Source organism: Syntrophorhabdus sp., assembly GCA_012719415.1.
GTDB lineage: Bacteria > Desulfobacterota > Syntrophorhabdia > Syntrophorhabdales > Syntrophorhabdaceae > Delta-02.
Window position 1 is genome coordinate 1 of record JAAYAK010000229.1, and the last position, 20,810, is coordinate 20,810.

27 protein-coding genes are annotated in these 20,810 nt (G+C 57.5%); 17 read left to right on the forward strand and 10 right to left on the reverse strand.

Annotation, left to right across the window (positions count from 1 at the left end; all coding sequences use genetic code 11):
• The 4 genes from GXX82_13495 to GXX82_13510 all read left to right on the forward strand — a co-directional run.
• On the forward strand, window positions 1-437 hold a 437-nt coding region (locus GXX82_13495), incomplete at its 5' end, for a hypothetical protein (protein ID NLT24052.1).
• Window positions 438-455: 18 nt separating this feature from the next.
• The gene (locus GXX82_13500; GenBank protein NLT24053.1) at window positions 456-1,013 is read left to right on the forward strand and encodes an HDIG domain-containing protein; all 558 of its coding nucleotides are present in this window, start codon (window positions 456-458) and stop codon (window positions 1,011-1,013) included.
• Window positions 1,014-1,035: 22 nt separating this feature from the next.
• Window positions 1,036-2,307 carry an MFS transporter gene (locus tag GXX82_13505; GenBank protein ID NLT24054.1) on the forward strand — a complete coding sequence of 424 codons (1,272 nt, stop codon included), beginning with the start codon at window positions 1,036-1,038 and terminating at the stop codon, window positions 2,305-2,307.
• Window positions 2,308-2,521: 214 nt separating this feature from the next.
• Window positions 2,522-2,722, forward strand: a complete 201-nt coding sequence (locus GXX82_13510; protein NLT24055.1) for a cold-shock protein — start codon at window positions 2,522-2,524, stop codon at window positions 2,720-2,722.
• A 93-nt stretch (window positions 2,723-2,815) separates the two neighbouring features.
• Here GXX82_13510 and GXX82_13515 read toward each other — a convergent pair whose 3' ends face one another.
• Both GXX82_13515 and GXX82_13520 read right to left on the reverse strand, forming a co-directional pair.
• Window positions 2,816-3,547, reverse strand: a complete 732-nt coding sequence (locus tag GXX82_13515) for a DUF1460 domain-containing protein (protein ID NLT24056.1) — start codon at window positions 3,545-3,547, stop codon at window positions 2,816-2,818.
• A 68-nt stretch (window positions 3,548-3,615) separates the two neighbouring features.
• The gene (locus GXX82_13520) at window positions 3,616-4,698 is read right to left on the reverse strand and encodes a phospholipase A (protein NLT24057.1); all 1,083 of its coding nucleotides are present in this window, start codon (window positions 4,696-4,698) and stop codon (window positions 3,616-3,618) included.
• A gap of 142 nt (window positions 4,699-4,840) precedes the next feature.
• Between GXX82_13520 and sfsA the strand changes: the two genes are divergently transcribed.
• The 13 genes from sfsA (at window position 4,841) to larC (ending at window position 13,945) form a co-directional block, all read left to right on the forward strand.
• Window positions 4,841-5,992, forward strand: a complete 1,152-nt coding sequence (sfsA, locus tag GXX82_13525; GenBank protein NLT24058.1) for a DNA/RNA nuclease SfsA — start codon at window positions 4,841-4,843, stop codon at window positions 5,990-5,992.
• Window positions 5,985-6,857: an amidohydrolase family protein gene (locus tag GXX82_13530; GenBank protein ID NLT24059.1), complete on the forward strand. Its 873-nt coding sequence runs from the start codon at window positions 5,985-5,987 to the stop codon at window positions 6,855-6,857. Before sfsA ends, GXX82_13530 begins: the two co-directional genes overlap by 8 nt.
• 220 nt (window positions 6,858-7,077) lie before the next feature.
• Window positions 7,078-8,409: a signal recognition particle protein gene (gene ffh, locus GXX82_13535; protein NLT24060.1), complete on the forward strand. Its 1,332-nt coding sequence runs from the start codon at window positions 7,078-7,080 to the stop codon at window positions 8,407-8,409.
• Between the two features lie 11 nt (window positions 8,410-8,420).
• Complete coding sequence (gene rpsP, locus GXX82_13540) at window positions 8,421-8,675, forward strand: 30S ribosomal protein S16 (GenBank protein NLT24061.1); 255 nt, start codon at window positions 8,421-8,423, stop codon at window positions 8,673-8,675.
• 18 nt (window positions 8,676-8,693) lie between these two features.
• Window positions 8,694-8,927 (forward strand): KH domain-containing protein, encoded by a 234-nt coding sequence (locus GXX82_13545; GenBank protein ID NLT24062.1) that lies wholly within the window; start codon window positions 8,694-8,696, stop codon window positions 8,925-8,927.
• A complete protein-coding gene (gene rimM, locus GXX82_13550; protein NLT24063.1) occupies window positions 8,927-9,424 on the forward strand; it encodes a 16S rRNA processing protein RimM in 498 nt (165 codons plus the stop codon). Before GXX82_13545 ends, rimM begins: the two co-directional genes overlap by 1 nt.
• A complete protein-coding gene (gene trmD / locus GXX82_13555) occupies window positions 9,421-10,155 on the forward strand; it encodes a tRNA (guanosine(37)-N1)-methyltransferase TrmD (GenBank protein ID NLT24064.1) in 735 nt (244 codons plus the stop codon). The genes rimM and trmD overlap by 4 nt, the downstream gene beginning before the upstream one ends.
• Window positions 10,148-10,723 carry an RNA methyltransferase gene (locus GXX82_13560; protein NLT24065.1) on the forward strand — a complete coding sequence of 192 codons (576 nt, stop codon included), beginning with the start codon at window positions 10,148-10,150 and terminating at the stop codon, window positions 10,721-10,723. Before trmD ends, GXX82_13560 begins: the two co-directional genes overlap by 8 nt.
• A complete protein-coding gene (rplS, locus tag GXX82_13565; GenBank protein ID NLT24066.1) occupies window positions 10,716-11,063 on the forward strand; it encodes a 50S ribosomal protein L19 in 348 nt (115 codons plus the stop codon). The genes GXX82_13560 and rplS overlap by 8 nt, the downstream gene beginning before the upstream one ends.
• 10 nt (window positions 11,064-11,073) lie before the next feature.
• A complete protein-coding gene (locus GXX82_13570; GenBank protein NLT24067.1) occupies window positions 11,074-11,658 on the forward strand; it encodes a ribonuclease HII in 585 nt (194 codons plus the stop codon).
• The gene (locus tag GXX82_13575; protein ID NLT24068.1) at window positions 11,645-12,004 is read left to right on the forward strand and encodes a YraN family protein; all 360 of its coding nucleotides are present in this window, start codon (window positions 11,645-11,647) and stop codon (window positions 12,002-12,004) included. Before GXX82_13570 ends, GXX82_13575 begins: the two co-directional genes overlap by 14 nt.
• Before the next feature lie 4 nt (window positions 12,005-12,008).
• Window positions 12,009-12,749, forward strand: coding sequence for a nickel pincer cofactor biosynthesis protein LarB (gene larB / locus GXX82_13580; GenBank protein ID NLT24069.1), 741 nt, complete (start codon window positions 12,009-12,011; stop codon window positions 12,747-12,749).
• Complete coding sequence (larC, locus tag GXX82_13585; protein ID NLT24070.1) at window positions 12,746-13,945, forward strand: nickel pincer cofactor biosynthesis protein LarC; 1,200 nt, start codon at window positions 12,746-12,748, stop codon at window positions 13,943-13,945. Before larB ends, larC begins: the two co-directional genes overlap by 4 nt.
• Before the next feature lie 218 nt (window positions 13,946-14,163).
• Here larC and GXX82_13590 read toward each other — a convergent pair whose 3' ends face one another.
• The 8 genes from GXX82_13590 to GXX82_13625 form a co-directional block, all read right to left on the reverse strand.
• Window positions 14,164-14,451, reverse strand: coding sequence for a DUF721 domain-containing protein (locus tag GXX82_13590; GenBank protein NLT24071.1), 288 nt, complete (start codon window positions 14,449-14,451; stop codon window positions 14,164-14,166).
• Window positions 14,452-15,984, reverse strand: coding sequence for a methionine--tRNA ligase (metG, locus tag GXX82_13595; protein NLT24072.1), 1,533 nt, complete (start codon window positions 15,982-15,984; stop codon window positions 14,452-14,454).
• A 186-nt stretch (window positions 15,985-16,170) separates the two neighbouring features.
• A complete protein-coding gene (locus GXX82_13600) occupies window positions 16,171-17,211 on the reverse strand; it encodes a hypothetical protein (GenBank protein ID NLT24073.1) in 1,041 nt (346 codons plus the stop codon).
• A 3-nt stretch (window positions 17,212-17,214) separates the two neighbouring features.
• Window positions 17,215-18,174 (reverse strand): DNA polymerase III subunit delta', encoded by a 960-nt coding sequence (gene holB, locus GXX82_13605; protein ID NLT24074.1) that lies wholly within the window; start codon window positions 18,172-18,174, stop codon window positions 17,215-17,217.
• The gene (locus tag GXX82_13610) at window positions 18,164-18,784 is read right to left on the reverse strand and encodes a dTMP kinase (GenBank protein ID NLT24075.1); all 621 of its coding nucleotides are present in this window, start codon (window positions 18,782-18,784) and stop codon (window positions 18,164-18,166) included. Before GXX82_13610 ends, holB begins: the two co-directional genes overlap by 11 nt.
• A 7-nt stretch (window positions 18,785-18,791) precedes the next feature.
• Entirely contained in the window at window positions 18,792-19,358 is a 567-nt protein-coding gene (efp, locus tag GXX82_13615) for an elongation factor P (protein ID NLT24076.1), read from the reverse strand.
• Between the two features lie 42 nt (window positions 19,359-19,400).
• Window positions 19,401-20,477 carry an aminopeptidase P family protein gene (locus GXX82_13620; GenBank protein NLT24077.1) on the reverse strand — a complete coding sequence of 359 codons (1,077 nt, stop codon included), beginning with the start codon at window positions 20,475-20,477 and terminating at the stop codon, window positions 19,401-19,403.
• Window positions 20,471-20,686: a hypothetical protein gene (locus GXX82_13625; protein ID NLT24078.1), complete on the reverse strand. Its 216-nt coding sequence runs from the start codon at window positions 20,684-20,686 to the stop codon at window positions 20,471-20,473. Before GXX82_13625 ends, GXX82_13620 begins: the two co-directional genes overlap by 7 nt.
• Between the last annotated feature and the right edge of the window lie 124 nt (window positions 20,687-20,810).

Sequence of the window (20,810 nt, forward strand, 5' to 3'; positions counted from 1 at the left end):
CGCCGGTGAAGCTCGATCACATTGGTTTTGTCGTGGAAAAGATCGATGAGTTCGTCGAGGTCCTGAGGGCCATGGGTCTTCCGCCAGCCACGAGACCCGTCCCCGACCATGACAAGAAGGTGAACGCGTCCTTTGTACCGGTGGGGGAAAAGGACGAGATCTATCTCGAGGTGGTCGAGCCGCTCGATGAGAGATCGGCGGTCCATAATTTCCTCAGGAGGACCGGTGGCGGTCTGCACCACCTGTGCTTCGAGGTGGACGACATAGCGAAGGCTTCGAGGGACCTGGAGGAGAAGGGCTTTAAAATGGTCTCACCGCCGGCCGATTGCGGTGCTTACGACGAGAATCTTGACCGTTCTTGCGCGGGAGTGACGAGGATATCCTTTTTCCTTCTTCCCAACCGGCTCCTCGTGGAACTCGTGGAAAAGGGCCGCTGAAAAGGGGGATCTGGCACGATGACAAGAGACGATGCGGAGCAGTTGCTGAAGAGGTACGTAAAGAGCGAGCGGATGCTCAGCCATTGTTACGCCGCGGAGGCAGTGATGAGGTCTCTGGCCGCGCGCTTCGGTGAGGACGTCGAAAAATGGGGCCTGGCAGGTCTTCTGCATGATATCGACATCGAGGTCACCGACGCCGACCTTTCCCGGCACGGCCTTGAGGCGCAGAAGATATTGGCCTCCGAAGGCATTGACCCGGAGACGGTGGAAGCCATTGTGATGCATAATGAGGTGGTAACGGGGGGCAGGAAGCGTGAGACCCGCTTTCAGCACGCTCTCGCGGCGGCTGAGACAATTACGGGGCTTATTGTTGCCACGACCCTCGTGTATCCCGACAAGAGACTTGCCAGCGTGAAGACCAAATCCGTGGTCAAACGTATGAAGGAAAAGGCCTTTGCGGCTTCAGTGAACCGGGATATCATCATGGAATGCGAGGTCATCGGCATACCCCTTAACGAGTTCGCCGAACTGTCCATCTCCGCGATGCTCGGGATCAGCGACCGGCTGGGACTGTGAGCGAGTGGTGAACCATGGTGGCATGAAAGCGGGTGTGCTGGAGAAGGTCAGGAATTCTGCCTATCTTCAGGCCTTCACGAACCGCCGGATGGCTGTGATGATCCTTCTCGGGTTCGCATCCGGCCTGCCATTGCCCCTGACGGCGGGCACCTTGCAGGCGTGGTTGACCGTCGCCGGCATCGATATCAAGACCATAGGAATCTTCTCGCTTGTGGGACTTCCCTACACGCTAAAGTTCCTCTGGTCGCCCTTCATGGACAGGTTCGTTCCACCGTGGTTGGGCAGGCGACGGGGCTGGATAATCCTTACGCAGTTCCTTCTTCTTCTCGGCATCGCGGCGATGCCCCTGACCTCCCCCGCCAGCATGCCGCTTGTCCTTGCTTTTATCGCGCTGGGGGTCGCCTTTTTCTCGGCTTCCCAGGACATAGTCATAGATGCCTACCGTACGGATGTACTGCCCGAGCACGAGCGGGGCATCGGTGTCGCCGTCTTCATCTTCGGGTACAGGATAGCCATGCTTGTCGGAGGGGCGCTGGCACTCATATTGTCGGACCGTATCGGGTGGCAGAAGACGTACCTTTTCATGGCTCTCTTCATGATCTTCGGGATGCTGGGGGCCTTTGTGGGACGGGAGCCCGACCACCATATCGTGCCGCCGCGGACGATGCAGGAGGCCGTATGGGGACCCCTCAAGGATTTCTTCTCACGCAAGGCGGCCGTCGTGATCATCCTTTTCATCATTCTCTACAAGCTCGGCGATGCCTACGCTGGCGCGCTTTCAACGGCCTTCCTCATACGGGGCGTGAATTTTACTCCCACCGACGTGGGGACCATAAACAAGGGGATGGGTCTCATAGCGACCATCGTGGGAGCCCTCTTCGGGGGCACCCTCATGGTAAAGATGGGGCTTTTCAGATCGCTGTGGTACTTTGGGATCCTCCAGATGGTGTCGAATTTGTCCTTCATGGTCCTCGCCATCATCGGAAAGAGCTATCCCGCGATGATCGTTGCCGTCGCCTTTGAGAACCTTGCCGGGGGCATGGGCTCAACGGCCTTTGTCGCCTTCGTCATGGCGCTGTGCAACAAGCGTTTCAGCGCGACCCAGTTCGCCCTGCTGTCGTCTCTTGCCGTGCTGGGACGGGTTGTCATATCCCCGACGTCGGGATACATAGTGACCTATGTGGGGTGGGCCAGTTTCTTTTTCTTTACCACCCTGGCGGCCGTGCCGGGCCTTCTCCTCGTCCTCTACCTGAAGCGGGAGATCACAGCCCTCGACTCGCAGGGGACCACATGACCGGGAGGCCCCGGCCAGGCAGGTTTTCCCCCGGATCGTCTCTATTAAAATTTGTTCATAAATTTCATTGACAGGTTTTTGATACTGTGGGATACTGACAACGAAGTTTCGGAAGTGGCTGTCAATAGTGATGAAACGCGCTTTTTTGCCTGACCATCCCCGTGACACAGCTCCGTTATCTTCAAAAAAAAACACATAGGAGGGCTTTAGTAAGATGGCAAAAGGAACTGTGAAGTGGTTCAATGAGTCCAAAGGTTTTGGTTTCATTACTCAGGATGACGGTGTGGATGTCTTCGTCCACTACTCCGCGATCCAGGACTCCGGTTTCAAGACCCTTGCGGAAGGCCAGGAAGTCAATTTTGACGTTGTAAAGGGTCCGAAAGGACTGCAGGCGGCAAACGTCACCAAACTATAAATGCAAGAGAAAGGGTCCGATCATGTGGCAGGTCGGACCCTTTTATAGTATCTTCACAGCAACATTTCCCTGCGGTAGGCTCTAAAGGGGGGTTTATTCCGGGAGGGGTCTCACTACAACGATACCCGGTCTCTCGCTGATGTAGTCCCCGAACAGCTGATCAACCACCTTGCGGGAGGCCGTCGCCGACGAGGCGTGACGCAGGTATACGCTTCTTGTTTCCCTGATGACTATCCCCACATGAGATACATCAAGCCCTTCGGTTTCCGTATAGATGCCCGTGTAATCGCCTGTGTGCAGCGCATCCAGCACGTCCCTGTCGATCATGGCGGACGGTATGTACTCCACGGACCTCGGGAGGGCCGGGAGTCCCTCCAGGAATGGACTGCCGTCAGACCTCAGGTTGAGGGTCTTCAGGGTCTTACGTGCGCGGCCTTTGCCTATGAGGCCCGTGATATCGCGGACGAAGGGCCTGTTGCCTTCTCTCCAGTCCGTGAAGAAGTGGTTGCGCCCGGTGTAGGAAACGATCCCTTCCTTGTACCGGACCTTTTTCAAGGCCTCGAGGAATTCATCGAAGGAAGATGCCATCCGCATTGCCTCGATATAATCGATAAAGGTGAAACAATCGAGGGCGGCAAGGTTCACTACAAGCTCTTCCGGTGTTCGGGGGTTTCCCACCAGGGTGGATTCCCCGTAGGGTGTGTTGAGGAACTGTCGTGACAGAAAAGCTATCCGCTCGCCCACCTCGTCGATCTTCGAGGCCCCGGTCAACATTTCATCAATGCGTCTCTGTGACCACTCTCCCAGCACGATCCTCGTTTTCATGTCCGCGAACCCACCATGTCTTTTCCTTAAGTCCCTGAACGCTGGAGCTCCAAAGCCGTTTTCTACCCCTACCAGTCGATGAGCATGAAACCTATGCCGAGCCGGTTGACGCTCTTGTTGTAATCGATGAGGCTTTCCCCGTACCCGTTGAAATACTGAACATAACCGCTGATATGTCGGAAGAGGGGAAAACTCCACTCCAACTGCACGGCGCCCTTGTTATCAGAGGGTCTGAGATTGTTGCGCAGCATGACGGCGAACCTGTGCTTCTTCCAGTAGTATAAGCCCCAGAGCTCGCCGTACCCCATGAACCTGTCGATGTCGGGGTTGTCGTCATCCTTTGCGTTCTCGGGGATCCTGTACCATGCCCTGGCAAGGAGGTTGAACTTTTCCCTCTCAAAACCGAAGCTCGCAACCGCCCGGTTCCAGCTGCGCGACAGCGGTTGGGACCTGCCATTCGACTGGTGGTTGAGCCCAACGTTGATCATTCTTCCTCTCAAACCCAGGAGGTCGTAATCGGTGCGAAAGTTGAGGAGGAGTTCGGGTTCGTAATTTGTCTCGCGAAAAGGCGAGGAGAACTGCTTGTTGTAAACCTGCCAGAAGGCAAGCTGGGTGTACGCGAACCACAGGTCCATGTCTTTCCCGAAGACATCTTCCCAGAGTTTTACCTTGAAGCTGATCTGGAACTTGGCCTCGGCTTTCTGAGGCCTCGCGTCCGGGTCGAGGTCGAGGCTTGCATCCATGTTGGGGGAGTTGTTGTATGCCAGGGGAAGGACGTAGTTGGGGCGGTAGGGCCTGATGACGAGACCGCTTGACCGGCTCTGTTTGTCCAGGTCCCAGTGTCTTGCCATGACGGACTGTTCGGCTGCCGGTAATTCGTCTCCGGTCTTTTCCACTCGCGCGGGTCCCGCCGTCGGCTGCCTGGCGGCGGCAGGCGTGTCGGGTGATGCCGACGGTTTCCCCGGTGCCCGGCCCGACAGCTTGTCGTAGCATTTCAACCGGTCCCCGTCGTTCTCAATGGCGGCGCATTCCGCCATCCTGTCGATGTCGGAGGCGAGAGCCTCTCGCTGTGGCAGAACAATGGACCCACAGATAGATATGACCGCGACGAGCGGTACGGTGAGCCAACGGGCACACCCGAATAGCGGCATCTTTCACCTCTTCATTTCAAGTCCTGGTAGACAAACAATAATCTCCTTTGAGGGAAAAAGCAAACGATGAACCCTTGCAGCCTTCAACCTGCCTGAGACCTGAAACGTGGAACCTTCAATCTTCATCTGGTATAATCGTGCCATGCGAATGATCCCGAAAGACGCGAGGATAGCCCGGTTCCTCGCGCGCCCCAACCGTTTTGTCCTGCGGTGCGACCTCAATGGAAAGGTCATCGATGCCTACCTGCCAAACCCCGGCAGGCTCTGGGAGTTGCTCCTGCCGGGCTGCAAGCTCTATCTTGCGAAGAACCGCGGCGGCGTGAAACTGCCTTATACGGTTGTGGCCATGGAGAAAGAGGGCATCCCCATCCTCCTTCACACCCACCTCACCAACGACGCGGCGGAAACACTCCTCCGAAGGGGACTCGTTCCCGGGCTCGAGGATGCCCGCATCCTCAGGCGGGAGGCGACGTTCGGCGACAGCAGGTTCGATTTTCTCCTTGAGAAGGATGGCCGGGAGATGGTGCTGGAGGTGAAGAACTGCACCCTTTTCGGCCGCACCCTTGCCATGTTCCCCGACGCGGTCACAAAGCGCGGCAGCCGGCACCTCGAAGGGCTCATGCGGTTTGCGTCGTCCGGCGTGTCCGCGGGTGTGCTCTTTCTCGTCCAATGGCCGCACGCGAGATATTTCATGCCCGAATACCACACGGACCTTCTCTTTTCGCGGACTTTCCTCAAGTGCAGAGACCGCATCCTCGTCGAGGCCCTTGCCCTCACCTGGAACGCCGATCTCTCTCTCGACGGGGCCGTGAGGAGGCTCGTCATCCCCTGGGACAGGATCGAAAGAGAGTGCCGCGACAGGGGATGCTACATACTTGTTCTGAAGCTCGACGAGGATACCACGATCACGGTAGGAGGCCTCGGGGACATTCTCTTCCGAAAGGGTTATTATCTCTATGCCGGTTCGGCGAAAAAGGGGCTCACGAAAAGAATGGAGCGCCACGCCAGAACACGCAAGAAGCGTTTCTGGCACATCGACTACCTCCGGGAAAAGGCGTCTTTCCACAGGGCTCTGGCCGTGAGGACGGAAAGGGACATAGAGTGTGTCCTTGCCGCTGATCTTAAACGCATATCGGGGTGGTCCGTTCCCGGCTTCGGGTGCTCCGATTGCTCCTGCGCGAGCCATCTCTTCGGCATGGACACGGACCCCATGGATTGCCCGGACTTCATCAGCCTCGTATATGACCACCGGATAGGCTCCATCGAAAAGGAACTCGAAGGTGAACATGATTGATCTCCACACCCACGGTCTCGGCGGATACGAAACACGCGGGGCGAGCCCCGGGGACATCCTCGCTATGGCACGACTCCAGGGCTCGGCGGGCGTGGAGGTGATCCTCCCTACGATCTTTTCGGCGCCCATTGATGAGATGCGTCATGACATCGCTGCCGTAAGGAAGGCGATGGATGCCCAGCATGAAGGAAGAGGGGCTATGGGGGACGCTGCGGCGGCCCGGATCGCGGGGGTTCATCTCGAAGGGCCCTTTCTCAACCCGGCTGAGGCGGGCGCCCTCGACAAAGGATCCTTCCTCCCTGCAGCCGCGGATGTGTGGAGGAGACTCGTGGATGGGTTCGAGGACATCGTGAGGATCGTCACCATCGCCCCCGAGCTTGACGGCGCGACGGGGTTGATCAGGGACATGGCCGGAATGGGGGTTATTGTCAGCATGGGCCACTCCGATGCCACCTGGAGTGAGGCCGAGGCGGGATTGAAGGCGGGTGCACGGGGCGTCACCCACATCTTCAACGCCATGCGCGGCTTCCACCATCGCGAACCGGGCATAACCGGATTTGCCCTCATGAACCCCGACGTCTACGTGGAGGTCATTGCCGACCCCTTCCACCTCGATCTGAGGACGATCGAGCTAACCTTCAGGGTAAAGGATCCCGGTCGCATCCTTCTCATCTCCGACACGGTCAAAGGATCGCCATGCTCCGATGATGGAAGACCGGTCGCGGACGCCAGCGGAAAACTCCTGGGGGGCTCGATGCCCCTGCCGTTCTCAATGAGGCGCCTGCTTTCTTTGGGCTTCAACCAGGACGCGGTGATACGCGCCGCCACCGAAAACCCTGCGCGATACCTGGAGACAGGTCAGTGACCGCAGACAGGAAGAGAAGGCAGTTGCAGCCGAAACTGCCTGAGCGCTCAAAGAAGAAGAGCTTGACATTGATGAGGGCTTTGTCTGCAGGCTGTCAAGCGGTTCAAGCGGTTCAAGCGGTTCAAGCCCGTTTCTTGTAATACCTTGTAATTACCGATGGGTAACCCTTAATTAACATTGACTATCCCGGATATTTCCGTTAGAATGTACCCCATATCGTATGTTTGAGAAACTACAGGAAAGATTTGAATCGACCTTCAAGAAGGTTCGAGGGTACGGGAAGCTTACCGAAAGCAACATAAAGGACACCCTGCGCGAGGTACGGGTGGCACTCCTTGAGGCCGATGTGAACTTCAAGGTCGCCAAGGATTTTCTCGAGAAGGTCAGGGAAAAGGCCATGGGCGAAGAGGTTCTCACGAGCATCACGCCCGGTCAGCAGTTTGTCAAGATCGTCTATGATGAACTGTGTGCGGTCCTGGGGAGCGCCAACAAGCCCCTCGACATCGCGGCGGCCCCACCCGTCCCCGTCATGCTCATCGGCCTGCAGGGTTCGGGCAAGACGACGACCTCAGCGAAGCTTGCCATCCACATCCGCAAGATGGGACGCAAGCCCCTCCTTGTCCCGTCGGACGTGTACCGGCCGGCCGCCATCGACCAGCTCGTCAAGCTGGGCAAGCAGATCAATGTCGATGCCTTCACCATGGACGTGGTCAAGGACCCCGTGACGATCTGCAAAGAGGCGAAGATCTACGCCATGCGGAACGGCTACGACACATTGATCGTCGACACCGCCGGACGGCTGCATATCGACGACGCCATGGTGAACGAGCTCGTGGAGCAGAAAAAGGTCCTCGGCCCGAAGGAGACCCTCCTCGTCCTCGACGCCATGACCGGTCAGGACGCGGTGAGCATAGCCGGGGTTTTCAACGAGAAGCTCGGCGTGGATGGTATAATCCTCACCAAGCTCGACGGCGATACGCGGGGCGGCGCCGCCATATCCATCAAGGCGGTGACGGGCAAACCGATCAAGTTCATCGGTGTCGGCGAGAAGCTGGACGCTCTCGAGCCTTTCTTCCCCGACAGGCTGGCATCACGGATCCTCGGTATGGGTGATGTTGTCTCGCTCGTGGAGAAGGCGCAGGACGTTTTCGACGAGAAACAGGCCCGGGAGCTGGAGCGAAAGTTCCGCAAGGATGAGTTCACCCTTGAGGATTTCCGGGACCAGATACGGCAGATGAAAAAACTTGGTTCCCTGGAATCGATCATCGGAATGATCCCCGGCATGAACAAGTTCAAGGGGGCCATCAACTTCACCGAAGCCGAAAAGGACATAAAGAAGACGGAAGCGATCATCAATTCCATGACATCGAAGGAAAGGGCTCGCCCCAATATCATAGATGGCAGCCGAAGGCTGCGCATCTCCAGGGGCAGCGGGACCCAGGTGCAGGACGTGAACGACCTGTTGAGAAAATACATGGAAACGAAGAAGATGCTGAAGAAGTTCACGAAGGGAGGCGCGAAGGGCCTCCAGAGACAACTTTTCTCACGATAGGAGGTGGGATCTTGGCTGTAAAATTCAGATTGTCGAGGTTTGGCGCAAAGAAGAAACCTTTTTACCGCATTGTTGTGGCCGATGAGCGTTCCCCCAGGGACGGAAGGTTCATCGATAAGGTCGGGTTCTACGATCCGTTGAAGAACCCGGCGGAGATAAGCCTCGACAAGGAAAAGATCAAAACGTGGTACGAAAAAGGTGTACGGCCGACGAGGACCGTTGAAAGTCTGTTCAAGAGAGAGGGGGTTCTTAAGGAGCTTTCATAAAACCAACGGAGGTGGATCGTGTTGAAAGAGTTGATCGAGTACATTGCGAAGGCGTTAGTTGACAATCCTGATCTGGTCAGGGTCTCCGAGATCGAAGGCGAGAAGACGTCGGTCATTGAACTCAATGTTGCCAAGGATGACCTCGGGAAGGTCATCGGGAAGCAGGGCAGAACTGCAAGGGCAATGAGGACGATCCTGAGCGCGGCTTCGACGAAGGTAAAGAAGAGAGCGGTCCTCGAGATCATCGAATAATGAAGTGGATCCCTGTCGGCCGCGTCGTGTCGACATTCGGCATACGGGGTGAGCTCAAGTTTCACTATTACAACGAGGTGAAGGAAGAGTTTCTCGACCGCACCTCGTTGTTTGCCCTTAAAGGCGACGGGTTCGTAGAGCTCACGCCCGAAGGGGCAAGATACAGGAAGCGCTTCTTCTACCTTTCGTTTCGCGGGTTCTCGACGGTCGAAGAGGTTTCCTTCCTCGTGGGGAAGGAGCTTTTTGTCCGGGAGCAGGACCTTCCGCGGTTGGAGGAAGGCGAGTATTACGAGTACCAGTTGATCGGCCTCGAGGTGACGACCGTGCAGGGGTCGCGCCTCGGCAAGGTCCGATCGCTCATGCACACGAGCGCCAGCGACATCCTTGTCGTCGAAGGAGAAAGGGAAGTGATGATCCCCATGGTGGAAGGATTCATCGTCGATATAGACGTGAACGGGGGCACGGTCCGCGTGGACATTGAAGGACTCGTCCCGTGATCTTCTCGGTCCTCACGCTGTTCCCGGGCATCTTCGCGTCGCCCCTTGAGGAGAGTATACTCGGCAAGGCTGTCGGCAAGGGGCTTGTCAGCTTCAATATCGTCAACATACGCGATTTCGCTGACGATCCTCACCGTTCCTGCGATGACACGCCTTACGGAGGGGGGCCGGGGATGGTCATGAAGGTGGAGCCCATCTTCCGGGCCATAGAGCACGTGAAGGAGGCCCACGGGAGGGTCAGGTTCGTACTCCTTTCACCTCAGGGTCGAAGGTTCGACCAGTTCACTGCGGAGCGCTTCGCCCGGTCACCCCATATCTGCCTCATCTGCGGCCGATACGAGGGTGTCGACGAACGTGTCCTCACGTACGTGGATGAAGAGATATCGGTGGGGGACTACGTCACATCGGGCGGGGAGTTCCCGGCGCTTGTCGTGATCGATGCCGTCTGCCGTTTCATCCCCGGGGTTCTCGGGAACGATGAATCGGTATCGGCGGAGAGTTTCCGTGAGCCTCTCCTGGAGTATCCCCAGTACACGCGGCCGGAGACATTCATGGGTGCCTCGGTGCCGCCCGTGCTCCTGTCCGGCAACCACGAGGAGATACGGAAATGGCGGCGCAAAGAGGCGATACGGAAGACGGTCCTCAAGCGGTCCGACCTGCTCGAGGGGTTTCAGGCGAGCGACGAGGACAAGAGGTTCATGAGAGAGATCATGGAGGAGTTCCCTGAATAACGTGAGCATCGGGGTGATTCATTATCCCGTTTATGACAAGCGGGGAGACGTTGTGGCAACGAGCCTCACGAACCTCGAAATACATGATATGGCGAGAACTTGCATGACTTTTGGTATAGACTTGTGCTATATTGTGTCACCTCTCGCCAAACAGCGGGAGATAGCGGAAAGACTGGTCCATCACTGGATACACGGATATGGGGCAACGTACAACCCCGCGCGGGGAGAGGCCCTGAGAAAGGTGAGGATCAGGCCGGACATCGATTCGATGATCGGGGATTTCGGGGGAGGCCCAAGACCCCTCATCGTCGGTACGTCCTCTCGCAAAAGAGAGGGGAAAACGATGTCCTCCGATGAGCTTCGCGATCTCGTCATGACAGAACGTCATCAGCCGGCCCTTGTTCTCTTCGGAACGGGCTGGGGTCTGACGGAGGAGGTCGTGGACCTTTGCGACAGGATGCTTGAACCCATCAGCGGCGCGGGCGATTACAATCATCTTTCCCTTCGCGTCGCCCTTGGTATCATATTGGATAGAATTTTCAGTGAAAGAGGAGGACACCATGAATGAGATGGTCGATCTGCTTGAGAAAGAGCATATGAGACTCGACCTCCCGGAGGTCGGGATAGGCGATAACGTCAAGGTTTATACGAGGATATTCGAGGGAGAGAAAGAAAGGATCCAGGTGTTCGAAGGCGTCGTCATCCGCAAGAGAGGCGGGAACACGCGGGCATCCTTTACGGTTCGGAAGGTCTCCTACGGTGTCGGCATCGAGAAGACGTTTCCCATGCATTCGCCACTTATCGACAGGATCGAAAGGACTACGAGGAGCAAGATCAGAAGATCGAAACTGTACTACCTGCGCAACCTCAGGGGAAAAGCGGCGAAGCTCAAAGAAAGAAGGGATTAGCAGACGGACGATGATCTGCCGGCTGACAGGTCTCGTGGGTGGAATCGATGAGGCCGGACGGGGCCCGCTGGCCGGTCCGGTTGTTTCAGCCTGCGTGGTCTGGGAAAGAGTTCCGGAAAGCAAGAACGGTGTGACCGACTCGAAACTTCTGACGGAGAAAGAGCGAGTCGGTCTTTTTTCGTGGATAATGGACAACGCGCTGAGCGTCGGCATAGGCATGGCGAGCCGCGAGGAGATCGACGCCATGAACATCCTCAGGGCCAGCCTGCTTTCCATGGAGCGCGCCGTGCAGGCAACGGGGATGGAGCCCGATGTACTGCTCGTCGACGGCAACCGGGGTCTCAAGAACTGTCCGACGGCCCGGCCCGTTGTGCGCGGGGACCGCAAGTGCTTCTTCATGGCGAGTGCCTCCATAGTGGCCAAGGTTGTCCGTGACAGGGCCATGGACGCGTACCACCGAATCTATCCAAACTACAACTTCAAACAGAACAAGGGTTACCCGACGAGGGAGCACAAGGCCGCGATCAGGGAATTCGGGGTAACCCCCATCCATCGCGTCACGTTCAAGGGAGTGAAGGAGCATTGTGCCGGATAGACGGACGACAGGACGGGAAGGGGAGGACCTTGCGGCGGCTGTCCTGGAGAGCCACGGCTACCGCATCCTGGACACGAACTTCAGGAGCCCCTTCGGAGAGATCGACATCGTCGCCGAGGAGAGCGGCTGCCTTGTCTTCGTCGAGGTCAAAAGGCGCAGGGGGAGCAGTTTCGGCGCGTCCCTGGAGGCCATAGACGCCCGCAAGAGGCAGCACATCATACGGTCCGCCCAGGTCTATCTCAAGAAGAACCGGTGTGCCGACCGGCGCATCCGTTTCGACGTCGTCGGCATCGACGGCGAGACGATCCGTGTGATACGGCACGCCTTTGGAGAGGAAAGAGGTTGACATGATCGATGAAAAGGTTATGGAGCTTCTCGCGGCCGTGAGGGATGGGCGTGTCTCCGTCGAGGATGCCTACGAACGCTTTCGGGACGTGCCCTTCGAGGACCTCGAACACACCAGGGTGGACCATCACCGGGTGCTCCGCAAGGGAATCCCGGAGGTCGTTTTCGGCGAGGGGAAGACGCTTTCCCAGCTCTACGACATTGTGGGTTCATTCAGGCAGAAGGACCTCGACGTGCTTGTGACGCGCGTCGATGCCGGCACGGGCGAGGCCTTGCTGGCGAGATTCCCGGAAGGGACGTATTCGGGCGATGCTCGGTGCTTCTGGGTGCGCAGGGACCGCCCCGCGGAAGGCAAGGGCATGGTCCTTGTCATGTCCGCGGGAACGAGCGATGCGAAGGTGGCCGAGGAGGCCTATGTGGCATCGACCTTCTTTGGCAATGATACGGAAAGGCTCTATGACGTGGGTGTCGCGGGTATCCACCGGCTCCTCGGGAACCTGCCGACCTTGAGAAGAGCCCGGGTTATCATCGTGGCGGCGGGTATGGAGGGGGCCCTCCCCTCGATCGTTGCCGGCATCGTGGGTGCGCCTGTCATTGCCGTACCGACGAGCGTGGGTTACGGGGCGAGCTTCTCGGGCCTGACGGCGCTTCTCGCGATGCTCAATTCCTGCTCCACGGTGGCTGTTTTCAATATAGACAACGGCTTCGGCGCCGCGTATTTCGCGACACTGGTGAACCGGTTATGAAGATACTCTACATAGATCCCATATTCGGGATGAGCGGCGACATGATGATAAGCGCCCTCATGGACGCCGGTGTTCCCGTCGACGCCCTCACGGAACTCGTGGGAAAGATATCGCCCGATGCGCCCTCGATGAAGCCGGTCCGGCTCACGCAGGGTGTCATAAGCGGCATCCATCTCGAGATAGGAGAGTCGGGCAGGTACTACACGATATCCGAGATGGAGGAGGTCATAGGCGGCATCGATGTCGAGAAGAGGGTGAGGGACGACGCGCTTGGCATGCTTTCCCGTATCGTGGCGGCGGAATCGAAGATACACGGCATGTCGCGCGACGAGCTCCACCTCCACGAGCTCTCCCACATAGACACGATCATGGACCTGCTGTGTGTGGCGTACGGCGTCATGTACCTCGGGGCACAGAGAGTATACTGCGGCCCCGTGCCCTGCGGCAGCGGCGCCATCAACACTTCCCACGGCTCCATTCCCAACCCGCCGCCGGTGACGCTCGAGATCCTCCGCGGCCACCAGCTCGTCTTTTACGGTGAGAACCTGGAGCTGACGACCCCGACGGGGGCCGCCATCGTTGCCCACTACACGGAGCCGGGGAGAGACGCACCCGCTTTCAAGACCGTCCGAGAGGGTTATGGGGTCGGGACATACACGTCCTCGCGGCCCGATGTTCTCAGGGTCTTTGTTGGAGAGACGGACGAACCCGCGTACGACCACGAGGTCGAGGTCATCGAGGCGGACATTGACGACATGGAGATGGAATACATGGGGGCCGTGGCGGACAGGCTCCGCGCCGTCGGCGCCCTTGACGTTCTCTTTTTTCCCGTCTCGATGAAGAAGGGCAGGATGGGTATCCGGCTGAGTGTCACAACGGACATGGATACCTTCGAGAGGATCGTCGACATGATATTCACGGAGACGACAACGTTCGGCATGCGTTTCCACAGGCACATGAGACGGGCGCTGAGAAGGGAAGAGGAGACGATCGAGACATCCTTCGGCCCCGTCCGCGTGAAAAAAGGCCTCGATCCTTCCGGCAGACTCATCAAGACCCACATAGAGTTTGACGACGTGAGGTCCATCGCAGACGCGAAGAGCATTCCCTACCGCAAGGCCCTGGAGCTGGTCAAGGAAGAAGTGGAAACCAGGATGAGGACGGTCTCAGGTTTCAGGTCCCAGGTCTCAGGTTAAAGACAAAGGCGCGGAGGTTCCAGGGGAAGGTCGGAATCTTTGCAGGAACCCTATGAGGGGTAAAAGACCGTTTCAGGTTTCAGGTCCCAGGTCTCAGGTTAAAGACAAAGGCGCGGAGGTTCCAGGGGAAGGTCGGAACTTTTACAGGAACCCTGTACAGGTGAGGATTGTTGTTTTATTTTTTCCTGAAACCTGGAACTTGAAACCTGAAACGGTTCTTATTGTTTCAGGTAGAACCGGATGTCCTTCACGCTGTCCTTCTGGATGGTCTCTTCTATCTTGGCCTGAATATCCATCTTCATGTACTTGAGCTGGGTGAGCCAGAGGGGGTCGTCGACCTCGACGTAGAGGATCCCCCTGCTGATACGAACGGGCTGACAGTGAGAGGCCAGCTTTTCGCCGGCGATCCCGTCCCACATCGCGAAGAGCTTGACGGACTCGAGATCGTTGATGCGATACCCTTTCAGGACCTTCGCGAGGGTTTTCTGGAGGGAGGTGAATGCCATTTACGCCGTTTCTTCTATTCGGGGGAAGATGGGCGGTATCTTGTCGATGGGAGCGATGTCCGAAGGTGTGTAGAACCGCATCTCTTCCTCAAGGTTGGATGTCTCGATGCTCTTCCCGATGCCCAGGGCCTTCCAGATGAGCTGGGATTTGGCGGGCATGAAGGGATAGAGCAGGACCGCCGCGATCCGAATGCCGTTCCAGAGATTGAACATGACCGTGCTGACGCGCGCGTCTCCTTCCTTTGCAAGCTTCCAGGGGGCCTCGGAGTCTATGTACTTGTTGAGGATGGATATGATCTCGAAGACATTGTGGAGCGCCTTGTGGAAGGCGAACACCTCCATCTCCTTCCGATATTCTCCGATAAGTCGCATTGCCGAGGTCTCGACGTGGTCATCCGCGCCTCCCTTCTTCTCGGGGGTCTCGATCCTCCCCTTGAGGAATTTGCCGATCATGGTGACGGTGCGGCTCGTCAGGTTGCCAAAGTCGTTCGCCAGGTCGCCGTTGATGCGGTGAACGATGGCCTGCTTCGAGAAATCGCCGTCGAGCCCGAAGGGGACCTCTCGGAAGAGGAAGAAGCGGAATTCGTCGACGCCATACGTGCTGACCACATCAAGGGGGTCGACGACGTTGCCCAGCGACTTGGACATCTTTTGACCTTCAATGGTCCACCACCCGTGGGCGAAGATGTGTTTCGGGGGTTCCAGGCCGTAGGACATGAGGAAGCTTGGCCAGTAGACGGCGTGGAACCGGAGTATGTCCTTGCCGATAAGGTGGGCATCGCAGGGCCAGAAGGATTTGAATGCCTCCTCGTCCTCGAGGAAGCCGATACCCGTCAGGTAGTTGGTCAGGGCGTCGAACCACACGTAGACGATATGCCGGTCGTCGGAAGGGACCTTTATTCCCCAGCTGAAGCTTGTCCTGCTGACCGACAGGTCCCGCAGACCGCCCTTTACGAAACTCGCAACCTCGTTGTAGCGTATGTCGGGCATGACGAAATCGCGGTGCCTCTCCAGGTGATCAAGGAGGGGCTGCGTGTATTTTGAGAGGCGGAAGAAATAACTCTCTTCCTTGAGCTTTTCCGGCTTGCGCAGGCAGTCCGGGCACAGGCCATCCTTGAGCTGCATCTCGGTGTAGTATGTCTCACAGGGAACACAGTACCAGTCCTCGTACTCACCGAGGTAGATGTCGCCTTTTTCCCGCACCTTATCGAAGATATGCTGGACAACTTTCCTGTGACGTTCTTCCGTTGTTCTTATGAACCCCGTGTTGGATATATTGAGGGCCTTCCAGAGGTCGGTGAAGCGGTCGACCATCGAATCGGCGTGTTCCCGCGGGTGGATGCCGGAAAGGGCGGCGGCCTTTTCCACTTTCTGTCCGTGCTCGTCCGTTCCGGTGAGAAAGAAGACACGGTAGCCGCCGAGCCTCTTGTAACGGGCCATGATATCGGCCGCTATCGTCGTGTACGCGTGTCCGATGTGGGGAACGTCGTTGATGTAGTAGATGGGGGTCGTTATGTAGTACTTCTTGTCCATGATGGGGTCTCCGACTGTGAATGACCAATGACCAGACTATAATAACCAAATAAACTTACAATAACCGATGACCAAATTACAATAACCAATGGAGCTGACAATGACCAAAGAAATGAAAACGACCGATCTGCCAATAACCAATTGACCAAAAAGAAGGGTAGAACGGACTGCCTGTATCACTTCTCGTTATTGATCGTTGTCCTTTTCATTGATCACCGGTTTCGGTGTCTGGCCGCTGTTCCTTTTTTGGCTGTTGTTCTTTCTGTGCGTGTTCCGGTCGCCGGGGTTTGGCTGTTTCTGTGCCGCCGGTTCCCGGTTCCCGCCATTCTTTTGTCTGCCGCGGTCCGCAGGGTTCGGTTGCCTTTCCTTCGGCTGTCCCCTGCCGCTGTCGGTCTTCACCCTGACCTTATCGGCGGGAGGCGGCGCGGGTTGGCCGGGCTTTTGCTGTTCCGCGGCGGAGATGTCCTTGAGCGCCAGCGCTATCTCCTTGCCCTCGTCAAGCTGGACAGACAGCGTGCCGGCAAGAGCGTTATGCTTGACCACCTTGCCCTCGCCCTGGGGTGTCCTGACGCGCTTGCCCATCTTGGGGAAGTTCTTCTTCAGGGAGAGGTACGTTTCGTACTCGTAGGAGAGGCAACACATGAGTCTGCCGCAAATACCGGATATCTTGGAAGGATTGAGGGCAAGGCCCTGTTCCTTCACCATCTTGATGGAGACGATGGAAAAATTGTTGAGGAACCGTCTGCAGCACACGGTGTTGCCGCAGTTCCCCAGGCCGCCGACTATCTTTGCCTCATCGCGAACGCCCACCTGCCGGAGCTCTATCCGTATCTTGAACTCCTTGGCAAGCTCCTTCACCAGTTCCCGGAAATCCACCCTGTTCTCGGAGATGAAGTAGAAGAGGAGCTTCGTGCCGCCGAAGAGATATTCCGTGGACAGAAGCTTCATGGGAAGGTCCATGTCCTCGATCTTCCTCTTGCAGAAGTCAAAGGCGTATTTCTCCCTTTCCTTCAGCTGGAGATGGTCCTTCACCTCCTGCTCCGTGGCCTTCCTGCCGATCTTCGGCAGGTCTTCCCTGGCGGTGTCCACCGGCTCGGACACGACGGTACCGAGGCAGGTCCCCTTGTCGAGTTCGCTTATGACATAGTCACCGATCTTTATATCGTCGATGGCTTCAAGCTCAACGACGCCTGTCAGCCTGTCGATACTGACGTAACAACTCTTCATTGCCTATTCCCTCGCGACGTGAATGAGAAGGTTTTCGAATACCAACCATCGGTTAACATTATACCTCATTACGCGCACAGTTTCCTGCACTCTTTTCAGTGAATTCTCTATCCACGTGAGATCGGCGCTGGCTCCGTCGAAAACGTCCTCGAGGTCCGTGTTCGTGATCAACGACGTCCCGCCGGCGACCTTTCTGACGAAGAGGTCCCGGAAGAAGGAAAGGAGGAATGCCAGGTACATGGAGGCGCTCCTGTCCGTCATGGAGGCTTTTTCCGCCAGCGACGACGCGAGGACGAAGCCCTTCGTTCTTCCCGACAGCGCTTCTGCGATCCTGACCCTCAGGGAGAAATTGTCCTCGTCGAGCCAGAAGAGTCCGCTGCCGATGCTGCCGAAGGAGATCGAGGCAAGAAGCCCCGCCCGGCCCGGATCGATACCGGCCCTGTCCCTGAAGTAGAGCTCCAGCTGTTCCCTGGAGAGCGGCGAGAAAGCAACACGGGCGCACCGTGAGCGGATGGTGAGCGGTATCTCGCGCTCCGAGGAGGTGATGACAAAAAAGTGGTTGTAGGGCGGGGGCTCCTCCAGGGTCTTCAGGAGGGCGTTCGCTGCTTCGTTCGTCATCGTCTCCGCGTTGTCGATGATGATGACCCGCCTGTCCTGTTCGAAGGGATGTTCCGAGACCTCCTTGGCGATCATCCGGGAGTCGTCTATGCCTATGGACCCTTCGTTCCGTATGATGACGAGGTCGGGGTGGCTTCCCCGGTCGAGCCTGACGCAGGAACGGCACGCCCCGCAGGCCGTCCCTGCCTGGCAGAAGAGACGCTTCGTGAATTCCATGGCCATCTGCCTCTTACCGATGCCTTCCTGCCCGCAAAAAAGGAAGGCGTGAGGGATGTTGCCCCGCTCCATGAGAAAGTTCAGGAAGCGTTTCTGCCTCTCGTGGCCTATGATGTCGTCAAACGCCATAGCTCTTGAGGATGTTCCCCACCTTTGTTCTGACGATCTCATGGATCGCCTCCACCTTGAGAGAGCCGTCGACGACAAAGAACCGCTTGGGGTCTTCCTTTGCCAGTTTCTCGTATCCTTTCTTCACTCTCTGGTGGAAGGACATATCCTCGGCCTCTATCCTGTCGATGGCGGATGCCGCGGCCTTGCGCTTCAGCCCCCTTTCGGCGGTGACGTTCATGAGGATCGTGAGATTGGGCCGTATGCCTTTCGTCACGAGCCTGTTCAGGGTCTCTATCACCCCGAGATCGATCTTCCTGCCGTATCCCTGGTACGCGTATGTCGCGTCGACGAACCTGTCGCACAGGACCACCTTGCCGTCCTGTAGCGCCGGGAGGATGACCTCTTCCACGTGCTGCGCCCTCATGGCCATGACAACAAGGAGTTCCGACAGCGGGTCGACGTCCAAGCCGGGTCTCAGGAGCACCTCCCGCAGGGCTTCGCCGAAGCGTGTTCCGCCGGGCTCGCGGGTCTTCACCACGCCGTATCCCTTGCGTGCCAGGTAGTCGCTCAGGAGTTCGATCTGCGTTGTCTTGCCGCTCCCCTCGATACCTTCAAAGGTGATTAACATGGGTCTCCTATTTCTGTACGCGCTCGATGTACTGGCCTGTCCGGGTGTCGACCTTGATGACGTCTCCTTGTTCCACGAAAAGAGGTACCTGGACCGTGTGCCCTGTCTCCAGGACTGCAGGTTTCGTGGCGTTCTGCGCCGTGTCGCCCTTGATCCCCGGTTCCGTCTGGGTGATGGTGAGATTGACGAAGTTCTGGATATCGACGCCTATCGTTCTGCCCTTGTAAAAGAGGACGGTTATGACCATGCTTTCTTTGAGGTAGTTCCTCGTGTCGCCGAGGCTGTTCTCCTCGATGAAGATCTGGTCGTAGGTGGCCTCGTCCATGAAATGGTAATTGGCGCCTTCTTTGTAGAGGAACTGCATCTGCTTCTCTTCCACCTCGGGGACCTCCACCTTGTCGCCGGATCTGAAGGTCTTGTCGAGGACGTTGCCCGTGATGAGGCTCTTCATTCGGGTCCTGACGAAGGCGCCCCCCTTGCCCGGCTTCACGTGCTGAAACTCGACAATGGTGAAGGGCTCGCCGTCCTGGAGGATCCTGAGGCCCTTCCTGAATTCTGTTGTGTCGACGATCATCTGTTTCCTCCTGAGATCATGAAAACTCCCGCCTGTGCGTATCTACATCCGTAGCATGTCTTTTCTTATGTGAGTAAGGACCCGCGGGCTGTCTTCCGTAATTAGTACCATATCTTCAAGCCTGACGCCACCGATATTCGGCAGATAGATGCCCGGTTCGATGGTGACGACCATGTTCTCCTCCAGTACCCCCCTGGCCACGCTGTTGATACCGGGCGCCTCGTGGACGGCGATCCCAACACCGTGGCCGAGGCCGTGACGGAAGCAATCTCCGTAGCCGTGCTCCTCGATGTAACCCCGGACGATACTGTCGAGCTGCGCTATGGACGTGCCCGCCCGGGCCTTCTCGATACCCAGCTTCCGGGCATCGTTGACGATCGCGTATATCTCGGAGAGTTTGTCCGGTATCTCCCCCAGGCACACCGTGACCGTCTCGTCGCTGCAGTACCCGGCGACGGCGGCGCCGTAGTCGATGATGACCGTTTCGCCTTCCTCGAGTTTCCTGTCGCTCGGTTCGGCGTGCGGCAGGGCGCCCCGCGGGCCCGAGGCGACGATGGTCTCGAAGGAAGGCCCCTGTGCGCCGCGCTTGCGCATCGCGTGGTCGAGTTCGTCGGCGATCTCCTTTTCCGTGCTGCCGGGCTTCACGAGACCGAGGACATCGGTGAACGCCCTTGTTGCCGCGTCGATGGCCGCCATGATGGCCGCGATCTCTTCCGGTTCCTTGGCCCGTCTGATCTCCTCTATGGCGTTGTTCATGGGAACGAGACTAATGCCGACGAGGTTCTCCGCCCAGGACTTGAATACGTTATAAGGGACATGGCTCCCATCGAAGCCCAGCTTGGAGATCCTGTACTTCGTGCACAGATCGTAGATGGCGTCGCGTTTCGGCTTGACCTCCTCGATATGGATGTCCCGCGTGACCTCTCTGGCGTGTGTTATGTAGCGGAAATCGACAACGAGGACGACATCCCCCCGGGTCACGAAAAGGCTTCCCTCGGACCCCCTGAACCCCGTCAGATAGAAGATGTTGTCCATGCCCTTGAGGACACAGCCGTCGAGCCCCGTTTCCTCCAGGAGTCCCTGCACCCGTTCTATCCGTGCCTGGCGTGTCACTACCATAGTTTCTTCCCCAGGGTCTTTCGCAGTGTTCCCGGTTTCTTCTGCCCGGCCTTCCATTCTTTCTTCAACCCGGCGAGGCGCTTCTTGTACGCCTCGTTATAGGGCTCCCTCTTCACCAGTTCCGCGTAGATCTCCATGGACCTCTCGGTGTGCCCCTGCTCCAGGTAGATCTCCGCCAAAGTGACGGACACGATGACCGGTTTGTCCATAGGGCATAAATATATGAATATATTGGGTAAAAAGCAAGAAAAATAAGAGGCGGGTCATAGGTTATAGGTCATAGGTTATGGGAAGGCTTTTCCCCATCACCCATCACCCATTACCCATTACCCA